Here is an 18,509-nt window from a genome sequence, read left to right on the forward strand (position 1 = left end):
CTTTGGCCCAGACTGTGCCCGCTCCCGATCGATCGCAACAGGCCCGGTTGGCCAAGCGGCGAGAGATGATCCAGGCGGCGAGCGATACCTTCACCGCGCTCGGCTACGAGCTTTCCAGCATGGCTTTAATCGCTGAAGCCGCGGGCGTGACGAAGGGAACCTTGTATGCGTGTTTCGGCAGCAAGGCCGAGCTGTTTCGAACCGTCGTACATGACGGATTGAATGAACTCCCCGACGCGGTATCGGTGAATGCTCCCGATGGGCAGTTACGCATGCAGCTGAACGCAATTGCGCAAGCGCTGGTTCGGCACGCCACCCATCCGGCTTCGCTGACGGTTGCGCGCATTCTTTCGCAGTCTGCGTGCATTCCACCCAAACAGTGGCGGCGCCGCCACCGCCCGTACCGCTTGCAGCTTGAAAAGGTATTGTCCCGCTGCACAGGTTGTAGCGATCCTGCGCAAGCGGCCTCGCAATTCCTGCTATTGGCCGTTGGCAGCCTCGACTCGAATACCGTCATGCCGACAAGCGAATCCCGTGTCGCCGCCGCCGTGGATCTCTTCGTCCGAGCATATGGCGACCTCGATCTGCGTAGCTGCTAGCTCGCTGGAGCGGAACACACGGCTCACACCCCTTTGGTCGACGGCAGCAGAATCGTCAGAATTCCGAGCAGTGGCAGGTAGGAACACAGCCGATACACGTATTCGATGCCGTGGACATCTGCCAGATGCCCGAGCAGTGCCGCGCCGATACCGCCAAAACCGAACATCAGCCCGAAGAAGACGCCGGCGATCATGCCGACGTTGCCCGGCACCAGTTCCTGGGCGAAGACCACGATGGCAGAGAACGCCGAGGCCAGTACGAAGCCGATAATCATGCTCAGCGCCCCGGTCCAGAACAGATCGACGTAGGGCAGCGCCAAAGTGAAAGGGGCGACGCCAAGAATCGAAAACCAGATCACTTTCTTGCGGCCGATCCTGTCTCCGATGGGGCCACCGAAGAAGGTGCCAGCGGCGACGGCACCGAGGAACAGGAACAGGTAAAGCTGAGAATTGGCGATGGACAGATCGAACTTCTCAATCAAGTAAAAGGTGAAATAGCTGGTAAAGCTGGCCATGTAGAAATATTTGGAGAACACCAGCAGCGCCAGCACCACCAGCGCAAAGGTCACTCTCCTCCTGGAAAGCCCATGGGTCGCTTTGCCCCCCTGCTTGAGCTTGAACAGATTCAAGTGATTTCGATACCAGCGGCTGAGCCCGTAGAGCACCAGGATGGCGAACACCGCGAACAGGCCGAACCAGGCAACGCTGCCTTGCCCGTACGGAATGACGATGGCTGCGGCGAGCAGCGGGCCGAAGGCACTGCCGGCATTGCCACCGACCTGAAAGGTCGACTGTGCGAGGCCATAACGACCACCCGAGGCCAGACGTGCCACGCGCGATGTTTCCGGGTGGAAGGTCGAGGAGCCGATGCCTATTAGCGCCGAGGCGATCAGGATCGCAGGGAAGGTGCCCACAACGGCGAGCATGACGATGCCGAGCAGCGTACAGACCATGCCCGCTGGCAGCAGCCAGGGCTTGGGATGGCGGTCGGTGTGGTAGCCGACCCAAGGCTGCAACAAGGACGCGGTGAGCTGAAAGGTCAGTGTAATCAGCCCTACCTGGGTAAAGGTAAGGCCGTAGTTGGCCTTGAGTATGGGATAGATCGAGGGAAGCACGGCCTGAATCAGGTCGTTGATCAGATGCGCCAAGGCGCAAGCACCGATCACGCGCATGACCAGGGGACTGGCTTGGCTGGCTACCGAGGCGGTCGCCGAGGGAGTAATGCTGCTGGACATCGCAAATCATCCGCACAGGGAAGGGAACATTAGGGTGAGTGTCCGACCAGGCCATACAGCAAGGCGTCGGCATTCGCGGCTCGGCAGCCGTTAAAATCAGGCGCCGTATGGATCGCGGATCGCGTTCTCCTTTCAGTGTTGCTGTCTGGCCACGGGACCTGGCGCTATCCTAGGTTTCCAATAAATTGTCTGTCTCGCTTGATATGGGCGAGAGCTCTCGCAAAAAGGGAATTATGCCCAAGCCGTTGAAAGAATTATTGGCTGCGGTGGACGAAGTGCCCTGGCCAGTCATTAGCAGCGCCACCGATTATCCGGAAGGCTGGTTTATCGAACCCCACTCACACGCCAAGCACCAACTGATCTACGCCATCGAAGGCGTGATGGTTGTGCATTCCGCAGTGAGCCAGTGGACCGTACCGCCCAGCCGGGGTATTTGGATGCCGAGCGGGCAGATACATTCGATTCGCTGCGTTGGCTCGGTGAAGATGCGTAGCGTTTTTGTGCGGCCTGATCTGTTTCGTGAACTGCCGAATGAAACCCGAGCCGTAAGCATCTCCGCGCTTCTGAGCGAGCTGATCAAGCGCTCGGTCGCGATAACGGCACCCTACGAGGATGACTCGCGCGAGGCGAGGCTCATGCGATTGATCCTCGATGAACTCACCCTGTTGCCGACTTTGCCTCTGCAATTGCCCCAGCCGGTCGACCGACGGATCAAAATGATCTGTTCGGCCCTGCAATCTGACCCGAGTGATGGTTCAACGCTGTCGACGTGGAGCGACCGGCTGAATCTCGACGAGAAGACGATCCAGCGGCTCTTTCGCAAGGAAACCGGCATGACGTTCGGTCGGTGGCGCCAGCAAGCGCGGCTGCTGTTGGCGCTTGAGCGCATCGCCGTAGGCGAGAAAATCATCGACGTGGCAGGCGCGTTGGGTTACGACAGTCCTAGCGCGTTCGCCACCATGTTCAAAAAACAGTTCGGGACGACGCCAAGTCACTTCTTCAAATGAGCGCCAGCTTAAAGTTCTGGCGGCTTCACATACGCTATTGGTGTTGGGACGGACTGTTTGGAGAATAGCGGCGATGTCTGGCGAGGGATGGATGGCAATCGAGATTAGAACTGCCAACGAAGATGATGCTGAAGGCATAAGCGAAGTCATCATCGCAGCCCTGAGAACCACCAACGCCAAGGATTATGCTCAGGCTGTAATCGAGCAGGTCGAGAAAAGTTTTTCGCCGAACGCTGTCGCAGCGTTGATATCCAAGCGCATGGTTTTTGTCGCACTAGAAGCGGGCAAAGTTATTGGGACTGCCAGCCTCGATGGCCAAGTTGTCAGGACCGTATTTGTCCAGCCGTCCTCGCACGGACAAGGTATTGGCAGCCAACTCATGAGCACCCTCGAGCAAACAGCGAGGGGCCTGGGGATCGAAGTCTTGCGAGTTCCATCTTCGATTACAGCAGAACGCTTCTATAAAAAGCTTGGCTACTCTGTTGTACGCGAGGCCTTTCACGGCGAGGAGCGAACCATCGTAATGGAGCGTTACTTGATGAATTCTGATTTTGCTTAAATGCGGGTTAAGCTCGTCGCTGCCAAGAGCTGCGGGTTATCAAGGTTTATTGGTGTAGTGAGAGCGAGGCTGTCGGAACATGCGAGTCCAGTAGCAGAACAAGACCAATAACAAAGATGATTTTCGCGATCGTTTGATCGTTTGATCGCCTGGCCTCTGTTGCGCGAACTATAGAATGCCAGGGCATCGCCCGGAACACGCCGGATATATGAATGCATCCGCGCTGACGATAGGATCGTAAAAGCTTTTTCTTACTGGTTGTGGGGACTTGTCCATACGTCTTGTTAGCTTTTGTTGAGCTCACTCCAGAGTTTCAGTGCGTCACTGAAAGGCAAAATAACATCGGCATATACCCAGCAGGAAAAAGAAAGAACAATGCAGGCCCAGCCAATGGATACACATTTTTTATGAGTGAACTTGGAAAAACCCTCACTTGATGAAATTTGTGATGAGCTTATTCTCAGTAAGTAAATAAATAAAAACAATAATGCCGGTATGAACAAGGCTGCTAAGTATTTCGTGTTCCCCTCAATTCCGAGATACAACACCATTCCTAAAAATATTGAGCTTGTGCCGAGCATAAAAATAATGGGCTTATTCGTGAGCCACTTTAGTTTAGGTATAAACGGAAGGGCGGCAAAAATGAATTCTCTTTTCTCCGGCTCTAAGTCAAATTTAAGCAAATAGAACTGTATGCCAAAAACAAGGAACATTGGGACGCAACCCCCTATTAGGGTTTCAAGCCACCAGCCCTCTATCGAGACTAATTCTTTAGCAAACGGATCTAGCTCTTTATATTTAGTAAAGTAATCTCCATCAATTAGGAGATCGATAAGCCAATAGCCGAAAAGGGTGAATGCAAGTATTACTAATATTGCTGTGGCCCGAAATTTATGTTTAATAATGGTCTTCAGCGTGCTTGCTATTTTTTTAATCATTGGTTCCATGTTACAAAGATCTCGATTTTTGAAAAACCAATTATAATTAGACGACCAATTGTCATCCACTAGGACGATGGTTATCCCGCGCCTGTTGTTGAAGGGTGAAGGGTGAAGGGTGAAGGGTGAAGGGTGAAGTGGGTGCCCATAAAGATTAGCTTGCTCTGCTTGCACATCGTCGACCGATCAAGTCGGCCGTCCCTTTCAGCTCTGTTCTATTTTATGGAAGCTAATCATCTAAATTTAACGGCTATTTAGTTAAGAGGCTCCCGTGCATCATTTCCTCATTGCGGCTCACCAAGGTGGTGGCCCACTCAGAGGAATACGACATGACCCATTCAATCGCAGGCTCCAGCACCACCCACAACGCCACTGCCGCTTCCGCTTCGACGGCACTCGCCGGACGCGTTCTGCTGAGCGCCATCTTCATTCTGTCGGGGCTCTCGAAAGTCAGCGCGCCTGCCGGAATGATCGGTTATATCGAATCCGTCGGCTTGCCGTTCCCGGCGCTGGCTCTCACGCTTGCCATTCTGATCGAACTGGTTGGCGGCATCGCCCTGGTGCTCGGGTATCGGACTCGACTGGTAGCTGCGGGTCTCGCATTGTTCAGCGTGGTGACCGCGCTGGCGTTCCATCACCAGCTAGGTGATCAGAATCAGTTCATTCACTTCTTCAAAAACCTCGCCATGGCGGGTGGGCTGTTGCAAGTGGTGGCGTTCGGTGGCGGTCGTTTCAGTCTGGACGCGCGCCGCGGTTGATCTCACCGGTTGCTCGCTGGCTGAAGTCCTCCCCCCTGTCGAGACGAGAGTAGGGGAGGATCAACGCCGAGCGAGTGCCCCAGCCCAGGTCGACGGCCCGGTGCGCGAGCGCTGGAGTCGACGCCAGACAAAGAGCGCGACCACACAAGAGCCTGGTTATTGCCAGGCTCTTGTGCGCGCAACGGTCCGACAATCAGGCAGATGCGCTTCGATCGGCCACCGGCACGCTATCGAAACGTTGCCAGACGACTCGGAGCAGTAAGACATAGCCGATACGCGACACACCTGTAGCGCTATGCATCCATTGGTTAAATCGGACGCGACAAATTTTCGGACGTGTCGATTTCACAGACGCCCGTACGACTAGACCAGCAGTTATCGAAATTGCGGTATCTAAACCGACGGAGCTGACCATGATCAAACTGTACGGAACACCCCCGACCCGCGCGTTGCGCGTTATCTGGTTACTCAACGAGCTAGGCCTGGACTACGAGATGCTCCCGGTGGGCATCCTTGAAGGTGAAAACCGACAATCGGAATTTCTGGCGCTCAACCCCGCCGCCAAAGTCCCGGTGCTGGTCGACGGAAGCCTCGTGGTAACCGAGTCGGCCGCGATTCAGCTTTATCTGGCTGAGAAATATCCCCAGGCGGGTTTCATCCCGGAGTCGGTAGAGGATCGGGCCCAGATGTATCGCTGGATTTTCTTTCTGATGACTGAGATCGAGCAGCCCCTGTGGCGCATCGTGCGTCACACTTTCCTGTACCCGGAAGAGAAACGGTTGCCTCAGGATATCGAGCTGGCGAAGCAGGAATGCTTGGAGATGGTGGCGGTGCTCGAGCGACACATGCGGGACCGCGCATTCTTGGTTGCCGACCGGATCAGCGTGGCCGACTTCAACGCCGCTTATACGCTGGACTGGGCGAACGAGGAGAAGATGCTCGAGGGCGCGCCTCGGCTGAAAGCGTACCTGCAGTCGATGTACGCCCGGCCCAAGGCACCGCCAACCATTGCAGAGGCATTCGCGGCGCTTGAAAGCCAGGCCGTTACCGGCGATGCGATGGTGGCCGGGTAGATCCGCGGTTGGCGCTATTTCTAGTCTGTTACTAGCGTTGTCTATCGGCAGCTTCGAGGCGAGCGCGGGGGGGATAAGCAGTACCCTGCCGCGGCTTCACGAACTCATCTATCAGCCAAGCATGGAGACCCAACATGATCAGCAAAAACACCGTTTGCCTCTGGTATGACGGCACCGCACTGGAGGCCGCAACCTTCTACGCCGAAACCTTCCCGGACAGCGCGGTGCGCGCCGTCCATCGCGCGCCAGGCGACTTTCCGTCGGGCAAGCAGGGCGATGTGCTCACTGTCGAGTTCACGGTGATGGGCATTCCTTGCCTCGGGCTTAACGGGGGGCCGGCGTTCAAACACAACGAGGCGTTCTCGTTCCAGGTTGCAACCGACGACCAGGCCGAGACGGACCGCTTATGGAATGCGATTGTCAGTAACGGCGGCGAAGAAAGCGCATGCGGGTGGTGCAAGGACAAATGGGGCCTGTCCTGGCAAATAACGCCACGCGTATTGACGGCCGCCTATACCAGCCCTGATCAAGCAGCGGCCAAGCGCGCGTTCGAAGCAATGATGGGCATGCAAAAGATCGACATTGCTGCGATCGAAGCGGCGTTGAAGGGTTGATCGGCATTTAGCATCGAGTGCCGTCAAGGTTTCACCCATTGGCTGCAGATACTGCTTCTGCAGCTGCGGGGGCCGTTGAGAGGAGCAGGCGTGTTTACCGCGTTGCGTTACGACAGCGGTGCACCCCGCTCCCAGCGCTTTGACTACTTCAAGCTATCCTCTGAAGCTGCTGGCACGTACACCTTCATTAGCGCCGTTACTGAGCAACAAGCCGTTTCGACAGTTCACCTCGGAAAACTCGGGCATGGAATGCCCATGCCCTTGAAAGGGAAGGAAGCGGACGGCGCCTGGTCTAGTGCGCTGGATGGTCGCCGATGAACTTGCTGAGGAACTGCCTTGTGCGTTCGTGTTGCGGCGCGCTAAGCAACTGCCTGGCGTCGCCTTGTTCGACGATGACTCCGTCATCGATGAAGATCGCCCTATCGGCCACGTCACGGGCGAAGCTCATCTCGTGGGTGACAATGACCATGGTGCGTTTTTCTTCGGCCAAGCCGCGAATGGTGGCGAGCACTTCGCCGACCAGCTCCGGGTCGAGCGCCGAGGTCGGTTCATCAAACAGAATCACGTCCGGCTGCATGGCCAGTGCACGGGCAATCGCCACGCGCTGCTGCTGGCCGCCGGAGAGACGCTTGGGGTAAGCGTCTTCCTTGCCGGCCAGGCCGACCTTGGCCAGCAAAGCGCGGCCGCGTTCGAGCGCTTGGGCGCGCGGCTCCTTCTTTACCTGCACCGGCCCTTCGATGACATTCTCAAGGGCGGTGCGATGGGGGAACAGGTTGAAGTTCTGGAACACGAAACCGACGTGCTGGCGCAGCTGGCGAATCAGCCGTTGCTGCGCCTTGAGCGGTTTATCGGCGTCGATGTGGATCTCACCGACGCTGATCTGCCCGCCGCTGGGTTGCTCCAGCAGATTGAGGCAGCGCAGCAGGGTGGTCTTGCCCGAACCGCTGGGGCCGATGATCGCCAGCACTTCACCGGGAGCTATGTCGAGGTCGATGCCCTTGAGGACGTCCTGGCCGTTGAAAGATTTTTTCAGGTTACGCACGGTAATCATCAGGCGTCCTGCTCGTGGCGGTTGACCCGGTCTTCCAGGCGACCCTGGAAGTACGCCAGCACGCTGGCCAGCAACCAGTAGATCAGCGCGGCGGCCAGGTACATGGTGAAAATCTCGAAAGTGCGAGCAGTGATCAGCTGCGCCTGGCGGAACAGCTCTGGCACCTGGATGGTGGCGGCCAGGGCGGTGTCTTTGACCAGCGAGATGAAGCTGTTGCCCAGAGGCGGCAGGGCGGTGCGTGCGGCCTGCGGCAGGATGGCCCGATACAGAGTCTGTGCGCGGCTCATGCCGATACTGGCGGCCGCTTCCCACTGGCCACGGTCGATGGAGGCGATGGCGGCGCGAAGAATCTCGGCGGTGTAGGCCGCCATGTTCAGCGAGAAACCGATCAACGCGGCCGGCAGCGGATCGAGCTGGATGCCCAGTTGCGGCATGCCGTAATAGATCATGAACAGCTGCACCAGCAGCGGCGTGCCACGGAAGAACGACACGTAGATCCGAGCCAGCCACTGCAGCGGCCAGTAGCCGTACAGTCGCAGCAGGGCCAGGCCGAAGCCCAGCAGCAGGCCGAAGAACATTCCGCCCAGGCTCAGCACCACGGTCCACCACGCGCCCTTCAGTAGGAAGGGGAGCGAGTCCAGCACCAACTGCAGGCTGTCATCGATCATTGCGTGACGTCAGCCTTGAACCACTTCTCGGAGAGCTGTTTCAGAGTGCCGTCAGCGCGCAGCTTGGCGATGGCCGCGTCGATGGCGGCGAGCAGTTGCGGGTTGCCCTTGCGCAGCGCGATGCCGGACTCCTGGCGGGAGAAGGCATCACCGGCCACGGCTAGGCGATTTCCGGTTTTTTCTACCATCTCGAAGGCCGCCAGGCGGTCGACCAGGATCACGTCGATGCGACCGACGTTGAGGTCCTGGAACTTGGTCGGGTCATCATCGTAGGTGCGGATATCGGCTTGTGGCACGTTCTCTTTGAGCCATTGCTCGTAGTTGGTGCCGAGGCCGACGCCGACCTTCTTACTAGCCAGGTCAGCGGGATTCTTGATGCTGTCGGCATCAGCCTTACGGGTGAGTGCCTGGATGCCGGAGACGGTGTAGGGCGTGGAAAAATCGTACTTCTGTTTGCGTTCCTCGGAGATGGTCACCTGGTTGATCACCACGTCCAGGCGCTTGGATTCCAAAGCGGCGAGTATGCCGTCCCACTTGGTCGGCTGGAACTCGGCCTTGACTCCCAACTCCTTGGCCAGCGCCTTGGCGAAGTCGACCTCGAAGCCGGTCAACTGGCCGCTTTCGTCCTGATAGTTGAAGGGCGGGTAGGTGCCTTCCAGTCCAACCTTGAGGGTGCCGTTGGCCTTTACCTCATCCAGCAGATCGGCGGCGAACACCGGGGAGAACAGGCTGGAGCCGAGCAGAAGGCTCAGGGTGCCGAGCAGAAAACGACGACGCAGCGTTGTGAATTTCATGGTGGGCCTCGGGATGGGCAGGTGAGTGTCGGTCAACTCTAAGCGTGTAGGTTTATTCGATAAAATAATTAGAAAATATCATGTCCGCTATTTTTGGAATATGTAACGCACTACAGTGCCCATGGATGATAGCCAAATAGCGCCGGGGCACCGCCGGTATGCAGGAACAACAGCGGACCCCGGCCAGGGATGGCACCCTGGGCAATGCCGTCGAGCAGGCCGGCGAAGGCCTTGCCGGTGTATACAGGATCGAGCAGCACGCCTTCCTGTTCGGCAAGCAGGCGGATGGCGGCCAGGGTGCCGGTATTCGGCTCGCCATAGCGCGGCGCGAAATACTGGTCCCAGAGTTCGATCTGAAGCCCCGCCGGCACGTCGACACCGAGCAGATCGGCGGTGCGCTCCAACAGGCCTTCGACCTTCGGCCGCTGGGTCGCCTCCGGGCGCGATACGGTGACGCCGACCACCCGACTGCCTGGCCGTGCATGTTCCAGCGCCAAGGCCAGACCACTGTGGGTTCCGGCACTTCCGGAGGCGAGCAACACAGCAGCGAAATCCTCACCCTTGCGGTGCATCTGCTCGGCCAGCTCCAGGCCGGCACGCACATAACCCAGTGCGCCGAGCGGGTTGGAGCCGTTGATGGGCACCACGTAAGGTTTGCGTCCGGCGTTGCGCAGGCGCTCGGCGGCGGTCTCTAGCAGTTCGTCGGCGTTGTCCAGATTGGCGACAGCTTCGATCTCGCAGCCGAAAAGGTCGAGCAGCACGCGGTTGCCGTTGCTTAGGTAATTGCTCTGGGTGGTACCCAGCGGATTCTCCAGCAGCGCCAGACAACCCAGACCGAGCCTGGCCGCCAGCGCCGCGGTTTGGCGTACATGGTTGGACTGGATGGCACCGGCGGTGACCAACACTTCGGCACCTTGGGCCAGGGCATCGGCGCCTAGGTATTCGAGCTTGCGCGCCTTGTTGCCACCGAGGGCCAGCGGGGTGAGGTCGTCGCGCTTGATCCAGACATCCCGACCCAAGTGACGTGACAGACGCGGTAAATGTTCGAGAGGTGTGGCTGCGGCAACCAACTCAAGGCGAGGGAAGCGGGCGAGGGCGTCGGTGAGCATGAGAGCAGGCTTCTGCACAGAGATAAGTGATCACTGTAGAAGGCGATCCATAACTGCCGCAAGCCGATATCCGGCGGGTTGGCGCTGCATTTTTTGTCGTTGAGGGAATGTAAGGACCAAAGGATGGCCGTTGGACCGGTAGAACCTTGCCAATGCTCTTAAAGGTTCGAGGCCTGCATCAGCAAGCCCTTGTCGTGCGCGGGGTGGGGGAGGGCGAACATGCTGGGCTCTGCTGGCGAAACGTTGCGCCCGAGCTAGCTGCCAAAGTAATAGTCAAAATATAGCCTGTCCCAGTTAACAGGTCGATCGCATCCTCGCGGTACTGAAACTGGTGATGATCCGTGACCCTGCACCTACCGATGGCGGGAGTTATGAGCTCGCCCAGCGCAGCTTGCCGAAGATTCGGGCAGCTATAACGGGTCTAACCGCAGTGTTTTCCGGCAGCTCCGCTATCGTACGCCAAGGCCTTCCAGCAATCACAGCGGCTGCTACCGTTTTAAGCGAAAGGGCTATTACGCACCGCGAAAGTTCCCGGCGTGCTTTGGTAAGCATCAAACTAGTGGAGCGAGGGCATCGCACTAATATAGAAAGGTGAACTTCAGCGTCTTCGAACTCCCCGTTGCTGCTAGAGTGGCAGAATTAATTCTATACTTAGCGATTTTCTATGCGCTATCGGATTCCTTTCGCTTTCGGCGGACCGACTTTCCGGACTGTTTCATTACTCAACCGACTGATCATCGATCCTGCGATGTGGTATCAGGCGCGGCAGAGTCATGGTGAAGATCACACCGTCACTTTCGCTGGATGTAACCGATATAGTGCCCTCGTGTGCACTGACGATCTCTTTCACGACATACAAGCCGAGTCCCAAATTCTGCGTCCGCGCCGCAGCTCGCTCGCTCGCCGGTCGAATTACATAACGCTTGACGGGATCAAACAACGTACGCAGCTTGGCGGCCGGAATTAACTCGGCCTCATTTTTAACGGTATACCTGACCTCACCCGGCAATCCCGAGATAGATACCGAAATGACGCCATCTGGCTTGCCGTGCTGAACAGCATTACTAAGAAGATTGGAAAACGCTTGGGCGATACGGGCACCATCCCATGCGCCAATCAAATGGCCATCTGTCGTCAGAAGAATCTTGCGATCTGGATGAAAAGTCCTAGCTTCTTCAACGACGCTCTGACAGATATCGAGCAGGTCGACATTGTGGGGATCAATTGGTATCCCCCCGCCAAGGTGAGTTGTCGAAAAGTCCAGCAGGTCGCGCACGATTTCGTCCATCCGCTGCGAACTGTTGAAAATGCGAAGCCCAACTTTAAGCGCTTTGGATGGCAAGGTCTGGTCGAGGAGCAGCACTTGGGCACCCATGCTGATGGCGCCTAAGGGCGTCCGTACATCGTGCCCGAGGATGGCAAGGAAAAGATTCTGGGCCTCGCGCAGTATCTTTGTATAGCGCGTCATGGATTCCGTCTGGGCTTGGTCCATTGCTTCATTGAAGCGAACCATGTCCTGAATTTCACTAGGTGTGGTTACTTCAATATGTCGAGCCCACAGTCGAAGAACGCTTGAGCGCAGCGCTCGGAATTCAGCCATGACCTGGTCGCTGTTTAGACCTGCCGCCATGCGATGTGCAGCGTGATCTTCAGCGACTGTGTCTTCGGTGGCTTGTGGGGCAAGACCTCTGGATTTGGCAATGCTTTCTTGCTCTGCCTGGGGTGTATCCAGGTCCAACGCGATAACATGTAACAGCGCAGAAGCGTGGTCCCGCAACTCTACTCGGTCAGCATTGCGGAGTGGCTCCATAGTCGAGGCAAAACCCTCCCACTCCTGCAATATTTCTTCTAAATTAGATAATATAAAAACGGATAATTTCAATTAAGTTCCTGGTTGGTCCCGCGTAGGGCGCCGGCTTTCATATCGAGTAACTTTCTTATATTCATCAATAAACTTTCAACTGAAAAAGGCTTCTTGATGAAAGCATCGTAATGACCATTCTTTGCCACGTCGCACTGCATTGAGCCACTCATCAATAGAATGGGGAGTTGAGCACTAGCCGGTGCGTGCTTAACTTTCTCGCATAGCTGCATACCTGTAAGGCCAGGCATACAACAGTCAGAGATCAGCAGATCCGGCTGTAGTAACTTTATTTTGGATAACGCTTCGGTTCCGCTAAAAGCCACGCTTACCTCAAAATCAAAAGACTCCAGCAACATCGCGCAGTTCTCGGCAAATGATAAGTCATCATCCACTACTAAGATCATTATTGTCCTTAAGCAAATCCACATGCAAAACTGAGAAAACAGCTTAAATTAGAACCCGTACTAGTCAAACAAACTTTAGTCTCCGGCGATGACCAGAGCGCCGCGCGGAGACTCCGTCGAATTCGGGAATTTATCTCATCCACGTACGCGGATAAAAATGTGAGACGAGCCAGGCGAGAAATACACGCTAGGGAGAAAACTTAGCGTATGCCTTCAACGTACAGCAAATAACCTTAACTAGCCACTATTCAATTTATTTCGGCGCCTAAGGTTTTCTCGTCGAAGCAATTTACAGAATAAAAGGCGATTTTTTAGCGGGACCGTCGTGCGCAACTACCGCAATGGGATTTAGCTGGTGGTACGTAGGCAGGCTCTACTGCTACACCTGGTATTGAGCCGAGTGCCCGTCCGGTGTCAAGCACCGGCATGGCTCGGCGCCTTGCACGTGCTGGCGGCACACCACTGTCACCGGTGCCGACGAAAAACCAGAGCGTCAGAGAAGCGCCAGCTTGCGCACGCCGTACCCTCGTCGTGTCGATCTCACAACGGCCGCTTTGGGGCCGTATGCAGCCAGTCGCAAAAGGCAATCATGGCCGACTGCTGCCCTTTTATTATCCGTCGTCATGTAAACGACTCAAGGATTCCTCTCTGTTCCTATCTACCCATTGGCGTTTAAGTGCTTTCGTTTCGCCGAGAATTCTACCGGTATCTCTCGCAGGAGAAAGGCCAAATACCCGAGAGTAATCTCGGCTGAACTGCGTCGGGCTTTCATATCCGACGTCGAAGGCCGCGGCTGTAACATTTTTGCCGCTTGTCAGCATGAGCATTCGCGCCTGAAGTAAACGAACACGTTTCTGGTACTGCAATGGGCTCAGGGTCGTCACGGCTTTGAAGTGACGGTGAAAGGCCGAGACGCTCATTGCCGCTCTCTGCGCCAGGAATTCCACCCTGATGGGTTCGGCAAATTCTTGCCTAATCCACTGAATCGCAAGGTTGACCCGGGCCATGGCGGTATCCGGTGCCGCTATTTCCCGAAGCATCCAGCCATGGGGACCTTGCAGCACACGAAACAGAATCTCGCGCTCGTACGCCGGAGCGAGGGCGGCAATGGCATCGGGGTTGCCTATCAATCGCAGCATACGCACCCAGGCGTCCATCAGCTCGGGCGTAACGGCGGCCACCGAGAAAGCAGCGTCGCTCTCATAGCGCGCAGCTGGCTTTGGCAAATCCGCGAGCAGCGTGGATATCACTGTGGGATCAAGCGTAAGGCTGACCGCCAGGTAGGGTTCGCCTGATGCAGCAGGGTGCACCGAGCCCACTGCCGGCAGCTCGATTGACATGACGAAATAGGTCGCGGGGTCATATCGAAGCATGCTGTCGCCCACGGTCATGGTTTTGCTGCCCTGTAGGATCAGGTTGATCATCGGGTCGTAGACCGCTGCCAGCATGTGCTCGGGAATCGTGCCCTGGACCATGGCAACACGCGGAATGCCCGTCTCTGTGCGACGGTTTTCGGCCTTGGCGGCGAGGGCGCGCAATTCATTCAATCGATCGTTCATGCCGACCATGCTGAATGTCGGATTAGGAGCAGCGCAAGCAAAAAGCAGAAACAGGCAGGTTTGGAGTAGGAACGGCTGCGTTCGAGATGACCATGCCCCTTAGTGTGAAGGTCCATTCACCTAGCCATGGAGCACGTTATCGGCGTCATCGTCATTACCGGAGGCAGTCGAGGGATCAGGGCCGGTGCAGCGGAACACGCCGCCCGCCGCGGCATAGGGGTCATCCTCACTTACTACCACCATCCAGAGGCCGCAGAACAAGTGGTGCGAGGCATCGAACGGGCTGGCGGCAGGACTGTTGCGCTCAAGCTCGACGTGACGAATGTCGGGAGCTTCGGGACCTTTCGGGACGCGGTCTTTGCGTCGCTCCAAGAGACCTTGGGTACAAGCGCCTTACCTGGCTACATCATTTAAACGATCAGAGGTTTCCATCATGCTGGATCATATTTTTCTTTCTGTGAGCGACATCGAGCGCTCCATTCGTTTCTACGAAGCGGCATTGATGCCGCTCGATATCACTACGCGCCTGGATTACGACGGTAAGGACGGGCCGCCCGGGCATCCAGATCTGAAAGGATTTGGCGCCAACGGCCGCATGTTCTTCTGGTTGCGAAAGGGTGACATTGAAGGCCGCGCTGTACATGTCGGCTTTATGGCAAACAGCAAAGCCCAAGTTGAGGCGGCCTATGCGGCCGCGTTAGCCCACGGCGCGGTCGACGAAGGCACACCGGGCGCGCGTCTGCACTATGACCCGAATTACTTCGCTGCTAACGTCATGGACCCTGACGGGTACAGCCTGGAGTTCGTCTACAAAAACTGGCAGCACAAGCCATGAGCAACTTGATGATCTACGGCGCGACGGGCTACACCGGTCGCATGGCCGCCGAGCATGCCAAAGCGATGGGGCTGGACGTTGTTATCGCTGGACGAACGGCCGAAAAGTTGGAGTCACTTGCTGAGCAGCTTGATCTCCCGCATCGGGTGTTTGGTATGGATGCGTTGTCGGCAGACGTATTGAAAGACGTCAAGGTACTGCTGAATTTTGCAGGACCTTTCGCTCAAACGGCGCAACCCTTGATGCACGCTTGCATCAAGGCCGGGGTCGACTATCTGGATATCACGGCTGAGATCAACGTTTATCGGCTGGCGGAGCGGCTGGGAACCCAGGCTTCCGAGGCTGGGGTCATGTTACTGCCAGGGGTCGGCTGGGACGTGGTGCCGACGGATTGCCTGGCGATGCATGTCGCTCGTCGTGTGCAGAACCCGCAGGCCTTGAGAGTTGCGCTACAGGTGGCTGGCTCCATGTCACGGGGATCTGCTATGAGTGCCAGGGAGATCGTTGGTACTGGATTAATGGCGCGAGTGGATGGACAGCTTTTAGCAACACCGGATGCGCAACCGCGGCACTTCGATTTTGGCCAGGGTTTGGCATTGTGTGCCCCACTATCATTCGGTGACTTGGTCACCGGCTGGCGTTCTACTGCTATTCCGAACATTGCGATGTTTGTGCATATAACCGGCGATGCCTTTCCTGCAGGTGATCTGTCACGACTCCCGGATGGCCCAAGTATTCAAGAGCGAGATGGTCATCCTGCCCGCGCGGTGGCTGAAGTAATAGATGCTGACGGAACGATTGTTCGATCAGTAATCGAGACCCAGAACGGCTACAGCTATACACCTTTGGCAGCGGTGGAGGCTGCTCGCCGGGTGCTGCATGGTAATCGACGACCCGGCTTTGAAACCCCGGCACGAGTGTTCGGAATGGGGTTCGCCGAGACTATTGCTGGTACGACCATTACCGACTACTAGGCTGCTAAAGCGCTATGCCTGATGGCTTCCAAAGTGAGTAATTGTTAGTTGGTAAGCAACTTGTATCACGGAGACTCACTTCGCATGAGGCGTTAACATGCTGTTCATATATCTTCAGAAGTAGCTGATAAACTATCGGTGGTTGAACATTTTACCGATTTTCTGCCGGTATCGATTTGCGGGATAACGGCCTTCTCGCATCGGCGTTCGCAGAGAATGCAGTTTCCGACTTTCGTCCTGCTGCCCAAAAAGCCGGCTTTGAATACCCCATTGCTGCAAGGTCGGGAAGTCATCGTCGCAGCGCTGGCAGGAGCGCTCAGTCACCTCGATACCACTCATTCAGTTAACAATGCTAGAGCCAGCGTGGATGGCGACAAGGCGCATTTGGATGCCTTGGTGGAAGCGCAGGATGTGTCGAGGAACGATCCCTCGCGCACCTACCTCATGAAAAATCGTTATGAGGTAGAGTTAGTGAGGCAAGGTGAATCTTGCTCATTGAATGCGTCACGGCCGACAGCGTTTGGCGTGCCGGAGATATGACGGTTCTTTTCGATAGTTAGGGGGGCAAGAGGCAATTGAGCTCAGGTTCTATTTGCAGAAATCGTCTTTGTTCTTATATGAGGAGTTTTTATTTTTACTTCAGTGGTATGTCTCTTTGTATCTGGCGGATTCGGGTTTCTCTTTAGTGGGTAATCGCAGGTCTGGACTATACCCGCATAAAATATTCCATGATCAAGTTAATTGTTATGTAAGTAAAAGCTGCGGTCGGACAATTGTCGTTGGCGATATATGGATTTGCTTGCTGCCGTAGTCGAGCCGACAAAAATCGCACCCGCTTTGGCTGCGGATCACATCTGACAGGCAGCCGTGCGGTCAGCTGCTGCCGGTGGCGAGCAGCCTGAGACGGTCCAAAATAAATCGTAGGTTGGAGAGAGTGCGATTGCTGTAGCTCTCAGTCACGACGCGATAAGCTTGCTCGACAAAAAATAACTCCCAGACCGTGAATCATGAAGATCCAGCCGCTTCCCCCACTCAACAGCCTGGTGGCATTCGAAGCTGCTGCCCGCCATCTGAGCTTTACCTCGGCGGCAAGTGAACTGAACGTTACGCAAGGTGCTATCAGCCGGCAGGTTCGGCTGTTGGAAGAGTATCTGGGCAAAGGTCTGTTCGAGCGGACGACTCGCTCGATGCGCCTGACGCCGACCGGGATTCAGTACTATGAAACGGTGCGATCGGCCTTGCTCGATGTTGCCAAGGCCACAGGTGAGATCAGGCACTGGCGAGGCGCGCAGCAGGTCACGGTGGCTACCAGTACGGCAATGGCCTCGCTTTGGCTGTTGCCCAAAGTCACAGAGTTTCAGCGTGCGAACGAGGACATCGATCTTCGCATCATCGCCCATGACCACGTGAAGAGTTATTCACGTCTGGAATGCGATCTCGCGCTTTACTACTGCCGCAGCACGCCGAACGACATGTTGGTGACTCCTCTGTTCCGGGAGGAGGTGTTCCCGGTGTGCAGTCCCGAGTACTTGGCGAAGCACCCAGAGCTGCGTGATATCGATCAGTTGGCTGGATGCACCTGGCTGTGGCTCGAAGACTCGCAAAGGGATTGGATCGGCTGGAACGAGTGGTTCGAGCGACTCGGAAGCAAGCCTCCGGAGCCGAAGCGCCGGATCAATATCAACAGTTATTCGATGTTGGTCCAGTCTGCCTTGAGTGGGCAGGGGATTGCGTTGGGGTGGTTGAATCTGGTCGATAGCCATTTGCAGAGCGGCGACCTGGTGCGTCCGATCGAAGCCTCGCTGATCACGGATGCTCAGTTCTGCCTTCTCGAGCCGTTGGAACGGGGCCGTGCTCGCCCGAGCGTCAGGCTGTTCCATGCCTGGCTGATGGATCAATTGCCGGTCCATCCCTGACATCCTTCTCGCAGACATAAAAAGGGCCGCCGATTCAACATCGGCGGCCCTGGGGCAACGAGCTGCGTGGTGCGTTGGAGGCTAATTGGCCTTTTGCGCATAGACGACGGCGAGGTTAGCGCCTCCGAGCGTCAAGGCGACGGCCATGCCCTTGTCTTCTGCGGGATGGGCCTGAGGCTGGGGCGCCGGGGCTTTGGCCAACGGCCGTGAAGCCCGGTGAAGCCTTCCAGGCGCACACAGCGCATCAGAGCAACGCTCATGATCAGGATGAACACAGCGATGGGTAGACCTGCGGCGATCGACGCCATCTGGATCGTTTTCAACCCGCCTGCGTAGAGCAAGGCCATGGCGATGAGTGCCTGCAGAACGCCCTCTCGTCACGCGGGCTCTGCTGCAAACCAACCGTTCACGGTGGCGTCTCGCCACATTTCGGCTGGTCAGGTGGGCGGTGTGCTTGTGTTTTTTTGGGCCCCGCTTGCCGCGACAAAATGAACTTCGGGACTCTGGCGGCACAACTTATTTATTTTCATTGATTCATGAGTTATCGGAATC

The 18,509-nt window shown here is 56.5% G+C and carries 21 protein-coding genes; 11 read left to right on the forward strand and 10 right to left on the reverse strand.

Going from position 1 to position 18,509, the window contains the following annotated elements; translation table 11 throughout:
* Window positions 1–2: 2 nt before the first annotated feature.
* Window positions 3–599 carry a TetR/AcrR family transcriptional regulator gene (locus tag ACL0K2_RS00395; RefSeq protein ID WP_196298649.1) on the forward strand — a complete coding sequence of 199 codons (597 nt, stop codon included), beginning with the start codon at window positions 3–5 and terminating at the stop codon, window positions 597–599.
* 23 nt (window positions 600–622) lie between these two features.
* On the opposite strand, the gene ACL0K2_RS00400 is transcribed toward ACL0K2_RS00395, so the two are convergent.
* Window positions 623–1,834, reverse strand: a complete 1,212-nt coding sequence (locus tag ACL0K2_RS00400; protein WP_413043494.1) for an MFS transporter — start codon at window positions 1,832–1,834, stop codon at window positions 623–625.
* A gap of 233 nt (window positions 1,835–2,067) precedes the next feature.
* On the opposite strand from ACL0K2_RS00400, the gene ACL0K2_RS00405 reads away from it, so the two are divergent.
* Both ACL0K2_RS00405 and ACL0K2_RS00410 read left to right on the forward strand, forming a co-directional pair.
* Entirely contained in the window at window positions 2,068–2,841 is a 774-nt protein-coding gene (locus ACL0K2_RS00405) for an AraC family transcriptional regulator (protein WP_045161831.1), read from the forward strand.
* 91 nt (window positions 2,842–2,932) lie between these two features.
* Entirely contained in the window at window positions 2,933–3,400 is a 468-nt protein-coding gene (locus tag ACL0K2_RS00410) for an N-acetyltransferase family protein (protein ID WP_413043495.1), read from the forward strand.
* Window positions 3,401–3,684: 284 nt separating this feature from the next.
* Here ACL0K2_RS00410 and ACL0K2_RS00415 read toward each other — a convergent pair whose 3' ends face one another.
* Entirely contained in the window at window positions 3,685–4,347 is a 663-nt protein-coding gene (locus tag ACL0K2_RS00415; RefSeq protein ID WP_413043496.1) for a hypothetical protein, read from the reverse strand.
* A gap of 320 nt (window positions 4,348–4,667) precedes the next feature.
* Between ACL0K2_RS00415 and ACL0K2_RS00420 the strand changes: the two genes are divergently transcribed.
* The 3 genes from ACL0K2_RS00420 (at window position 4,668) to ACL0K2_RS00430 (ending at window position 6,783) form a co-directional block, all read left to right on the forward strand.
* Entirely contained in the window at window positions 4,668–5,096 is a 429-nt protein-coding gene (locus ACL0K2_RS00420) for a DoxX family protein (protein WP_413043497.1), read from the forward strand.
* A 413-nt stretch (window positions 5,097–5,509) separates the two neighbouring features.
* Window positions 5,510–6,169: a glutathione S-transferase family protein gene (locus ACL0K2_RS00425; protein WP_413043498.1), complete on the forward strand. Its 660-nt coding sequence runs from the start codon at window positions 5,510–5,512 to the stop codon at window positions 6,167–6,169.
* Window positions 6,170–6,303: 134 nt separating this feature from the next.
* Complete coding sequence (locus ACL0K2_RS00430; RefSeq protein WP_045161835.1) at window positions 6,304–6,783, forward strand: VOC family protein; 480 nt, start codon at window positions 6,304–6,306, stop codon at window positions 6,781–6,783.
* Between the two features lie 292 nt (window positions 6,784–7,075).
* On the opposite strand, the gene tcyN is transcribed toward ACL0K2_RS00430, so the two are convergent.
* From tcyN to ACL0K2_RS00465, 7 genes are all read right to left on the reverse strand, one after another.
* On the reverse strand, window positions 7,076–7,834 hold the full coding sequence (gene tcyN, locus ACL0K2_RS00435) for an L-cystine ABC transporter ATP-binding protein TcyN (RefSeq protein WP_413043499.1): 759 nt from the start codon (window positions 7,832–7,834) through the stop codon (window positions 7,076–7,078).
* The gene (gene tcyL / locus ACL0K2_RS00440; RefSeq protein ID WP_045161837.1) at window positions 7,834–8,502 is read right to left on the reverse strand and encodes a cystine ABC transporter permease; all 669 of its coding nucleotides are present in this window, start codon (window positions 8,500–8,502) and stop codon (window positions 7,834–7,836) included. The genes tcyN and tcyL overlap by 1 nt, the downstream gene beginning before the upstream one ends.
* Window positions 8,499–9,296 carry a cystine ABC transporter substrate-binding protein gene (gene tcyJ / locus ACL0K2_RS00445; protein ID WP_045161838.1) on the reverse strand — a complete coding sequence of 266 codons (798 nt, stop codon included), beginning with the start codon at window positions 9,294–9,296 and terminating at the stop codon, window positions 8,499–8,501. Before tcyJ ends, tcyL begins: the two co-directional genes overlap by 4 nt.
* A 110-nt stretch (window positions 9,297–9,406) precedes the next feature.
* The gene (locus tag ACL0K2_RS00450) at window positions 9,407–10,405 is read right to left on the reverse strand and encodes a D-cysteine desulfhydrase (RefSeq protein WP_413043500.1); all 999 of its coding nucleotides are present in this window, start codon (window positions 10,403–10,405) and stop codon (window positions 9,407–9,409) included.
* 718 nt (window positions 10,406–11,123) lie between these two features.
* Window positions 11,124–12,287: an ATP-binding protein gene (locus tag ACL0K2_RS00455; RefSeq protein WP_413043501.1), complete on the reverse strand. Its 1,164-nt coding sequence runs from the start codon at window positions 12,285–12,287 to the stop codon at window positions 11,124–11,126.
* Window positions 12,284–12,673 (reverse strand): response regulator, encoded by a 390-nt coding sequence (locus ACL0K2_RS00460; protein WP_413043502.1) that lies wholly within the window; start codon window positions 12,671–12,673, stop codon window positions 12,284–12,286. The genes ACL0K2_RS00455 and ACL0K2_RS00460 overlap by 4 nt, the downstream gene beginning before the upstream one ends.
* Before the next feature lie 611 nt (window positions 12,674–13,284).
* Window positions 13,285–14,232 (reverse strand): AraC family transcriptional regulator N-terminal domain-containing protein, encoded by a 948-nt coding sequence (locus ACL0K2_RS00465; protein ID WP_413043503.1) that lies wholly within the window; start codon window positions 14,230–14,232, stop codon window positions 13,285–13,287.
* A gap of 126 nt (window positions 14,233–14,358) precedes the next feature.
* Between ACL0K2_RS00465 and ACL0K2_RS00470 the strand changes: the two genes are divergently transcribed.
* The 5 genes from ACL0K2_RS00470 (at window position 14,359) to ACL0K2_RS00490 (ending at window position 17,957) form a co-directional block, all read left to right on the forward strand.
* A complete protein-coding gene (locus ACL0K2_RS00470; protein WP_413043504.1) occupies window positions 14,359–14,646 on the forward strand; it encodes an SDR family NAD(P)-dependent oxidoreductase in 288 nt (95 codons plus the stop codon).
* A gap of 19 nt (window positions 14,647–14,665) precedes the next feature.
* Window positions 14,666–15,067, forward strand: coding sequence for a VOC family protein (locus tag ACL0K2_RS00475; protein ID WP_413043505.1), 402 nt, complete (start codon window positions 14,666–14,668; stop codon window positions 15,065–15,067).
* Complete coding sequence (locus tag ACL0K2_RS00480; protein ID WP_413043506.1) at window positions 15,064–16,041, forward strand: saccharopine dehydrogenase family protein; 978 nt, start codon at window positions 15,064–15,066, stop codon at window positions 16,039–16,041. Before ACL0K2_RS00475 ends, ACL0K2_RS00480 begins: the two co-directional genes overlap by 4 nt.
* Window positions 16,042–16,257: 216 nt before the next feature.
* Window positions 16,258–16,581: a nuclear transport factor 2 family protein gene (locus tag ACL0K2_RS00485; RefSeq protein ID WP_413043507.1), complete on the forward strand. Its 324-nt coding sequence runs from the start codon at window positions 16,258–16,260 to the stop codon at window positions 16,579–16,581.
* A gap of 467 nt (window positions 16,582–17,048) precedes the next feature.
* Complete coding sequence (locus ACL0K2_RS00490) at window positions 17,049–17,957, forward strand: LysR substrate-binding domain-containing protein (RefSeq protein WP_413043508.1); 909 nt, start codon at window positions 17,049–17,051, stop codon at window positions 17,955–17,957.
* Between the two features lie 131 nt (window positions 17,958–18,088).
* Here the strand turns inward: ACL0K2_RS00490 and ACL0K2_RS00495 are convergent, their stop codons facing one another.
* Window positions 18,089–18,322, reverse strand: coding sequence for a BCCT family transporter (locus ACL0K2_RS00495; RefSeq protein WP_413044408.1), 234 nt, complete (start codon window positions 18,320–18,322; stop codon window positions 18,089–18,091).
* Window positions 18,323–18,509 lie beyond the last annotated feature (187 nt).

This window comes from Pseudomonas sp. YJ42 (assembly GCF_047225135.1).
Lineage (GTDB): Bacteria > Pseudomonadota > Gammaproteobacteria > Pseudomonadales > Pseudomonadaceae > Stutzerimonas > Stutzerimonas stutzeri_E.

Bases quoted from the DNA above. Each gene is read 5' to 3' on its own strand.
- ACL0K2_RS00465 (WP_413043503.1), bottom strand. From the start codon at position 14,232: ATGAACGATCGATTGAATGAATTGCGCGCCCTCGCCGCCAAGGCCGAA.
- ACL0K2_RS00415 (WP_413043496.1), bottom strand. From the start codon at position 4,347: ATGGAACCAATGATTAAAAAAATAGCAAGCACGCTGAAGACCATTATT.
- ACL0K2_RS00460 (WP_413043502.1), bottom strand. From the start codon at position 12,673: ATGATCTTAGTAGTGGATGATGACTTATCATTTGCCGAGAACTGCGCG.
- ACL0K2_RS00430 (WP_045161835.1), top strand. From the start codon at position 6,304: ATGATCAGCAAAAACACCGTTTGCCTCTGGTATGACGGCACCGCACTG.
- ACL0K2_RS00400 (WP_413043494.1), bottom strand. From the start codon at position 1,834: ATGTCCAGCAGCATTACTCCCTCGGCGACCGCCTCGGTAGCCAGCCAA.
- tcyN (WP_413043499.1), bottom strand. From the start codon at position 7,834: ATGATTACCGTGCGTAACCTGAAAAAATCTTTCAACGGCCAGGACGTC.
- ACL0K2_RS00450 (WP_413043500.1), bottom strand. From the start codon at position 10,405: ATGCTCACCGACGCCCTCGCCCGCTTCCCTCGCCTTGAGTTGGTTGCC.
- ACL0K2_RS00410 (WP_413043495.1), top strand. From the start codon at position 2,933: ATGGCAATCGAGATTAGAACTGCCAACGAAGATGATGCTGAAGGCATA.
- ACL0K2_RS00405 (WP_045161831.1), top strand. From the start codon at position 2,068: ATGCCCAAGCCGTTGAAAGAATTATTGGCTGCGGTGGACGAAGTGCCC.
- ACL0K2_RS00480 (WP_413043506.1), top strand. From the start codon at position 15,064: ATGAGCAACTTGATGATCTACGGCGCGACGGGCTACACCGGTCGCATG.
- tcyJ (WP_045161838.1), bottom strand. From the start codon at position 9,296: ATGAAATTCACAACGCTGCGTCGTCGTTTTCTGCTCGGCACCCTGAGC.
- tcyL (WP_045161837.1), bottom strand. From the start codon at position 8,502: ATGATCGATGACAGCCTGCAGTTGGTGCTGGACTCGCTCCCCTTCCTA.
- ACL0K2_RS00485 (WP_413043507.1), top strand. From the start codon at position 16,258: ATGCAGTTTCCGACTTTCGTCCTGCTGCCCAAAAAGCCGGCTTTGAAT.
- ACL0K2_RS00420 (WP_413043497.1), top strand. From the start codon at position 4,668: ATGACCCATTCAATCGCAGGCTCCAGCACCACCCACAACGCCACTGCC.
- ACL0K2_RS00470 (WP_413043504.1), top strand. From the start codon at position 14,359: ATGGAGCACGTTATCGGCGTCATCGTCATTACCGGAGGCAGTCGAGGG.
- ACL0K2_RS00490 (WP_413043508.1), top strand. From the start codon at position 17,049: ATGAAGATCCAGCCGCTTCCCCCACTCAACAGCCTGGTGGCATTCGAA.
- ACL0K2_RS00425 (WP_413043498.1), top strand. From the start codon at position 5,510: ATGATCAAACTGTACGGAACACCCCCGACCCGCGCGTTGCGCGTTATC.
- ACL0K2_RS00475 (WP_413043505.1), top strand. From the start codon at position 14,666: ATGCTGGATCATATTTTTCTTTCTGTGAGCGACATCGAGCGCTCCATT.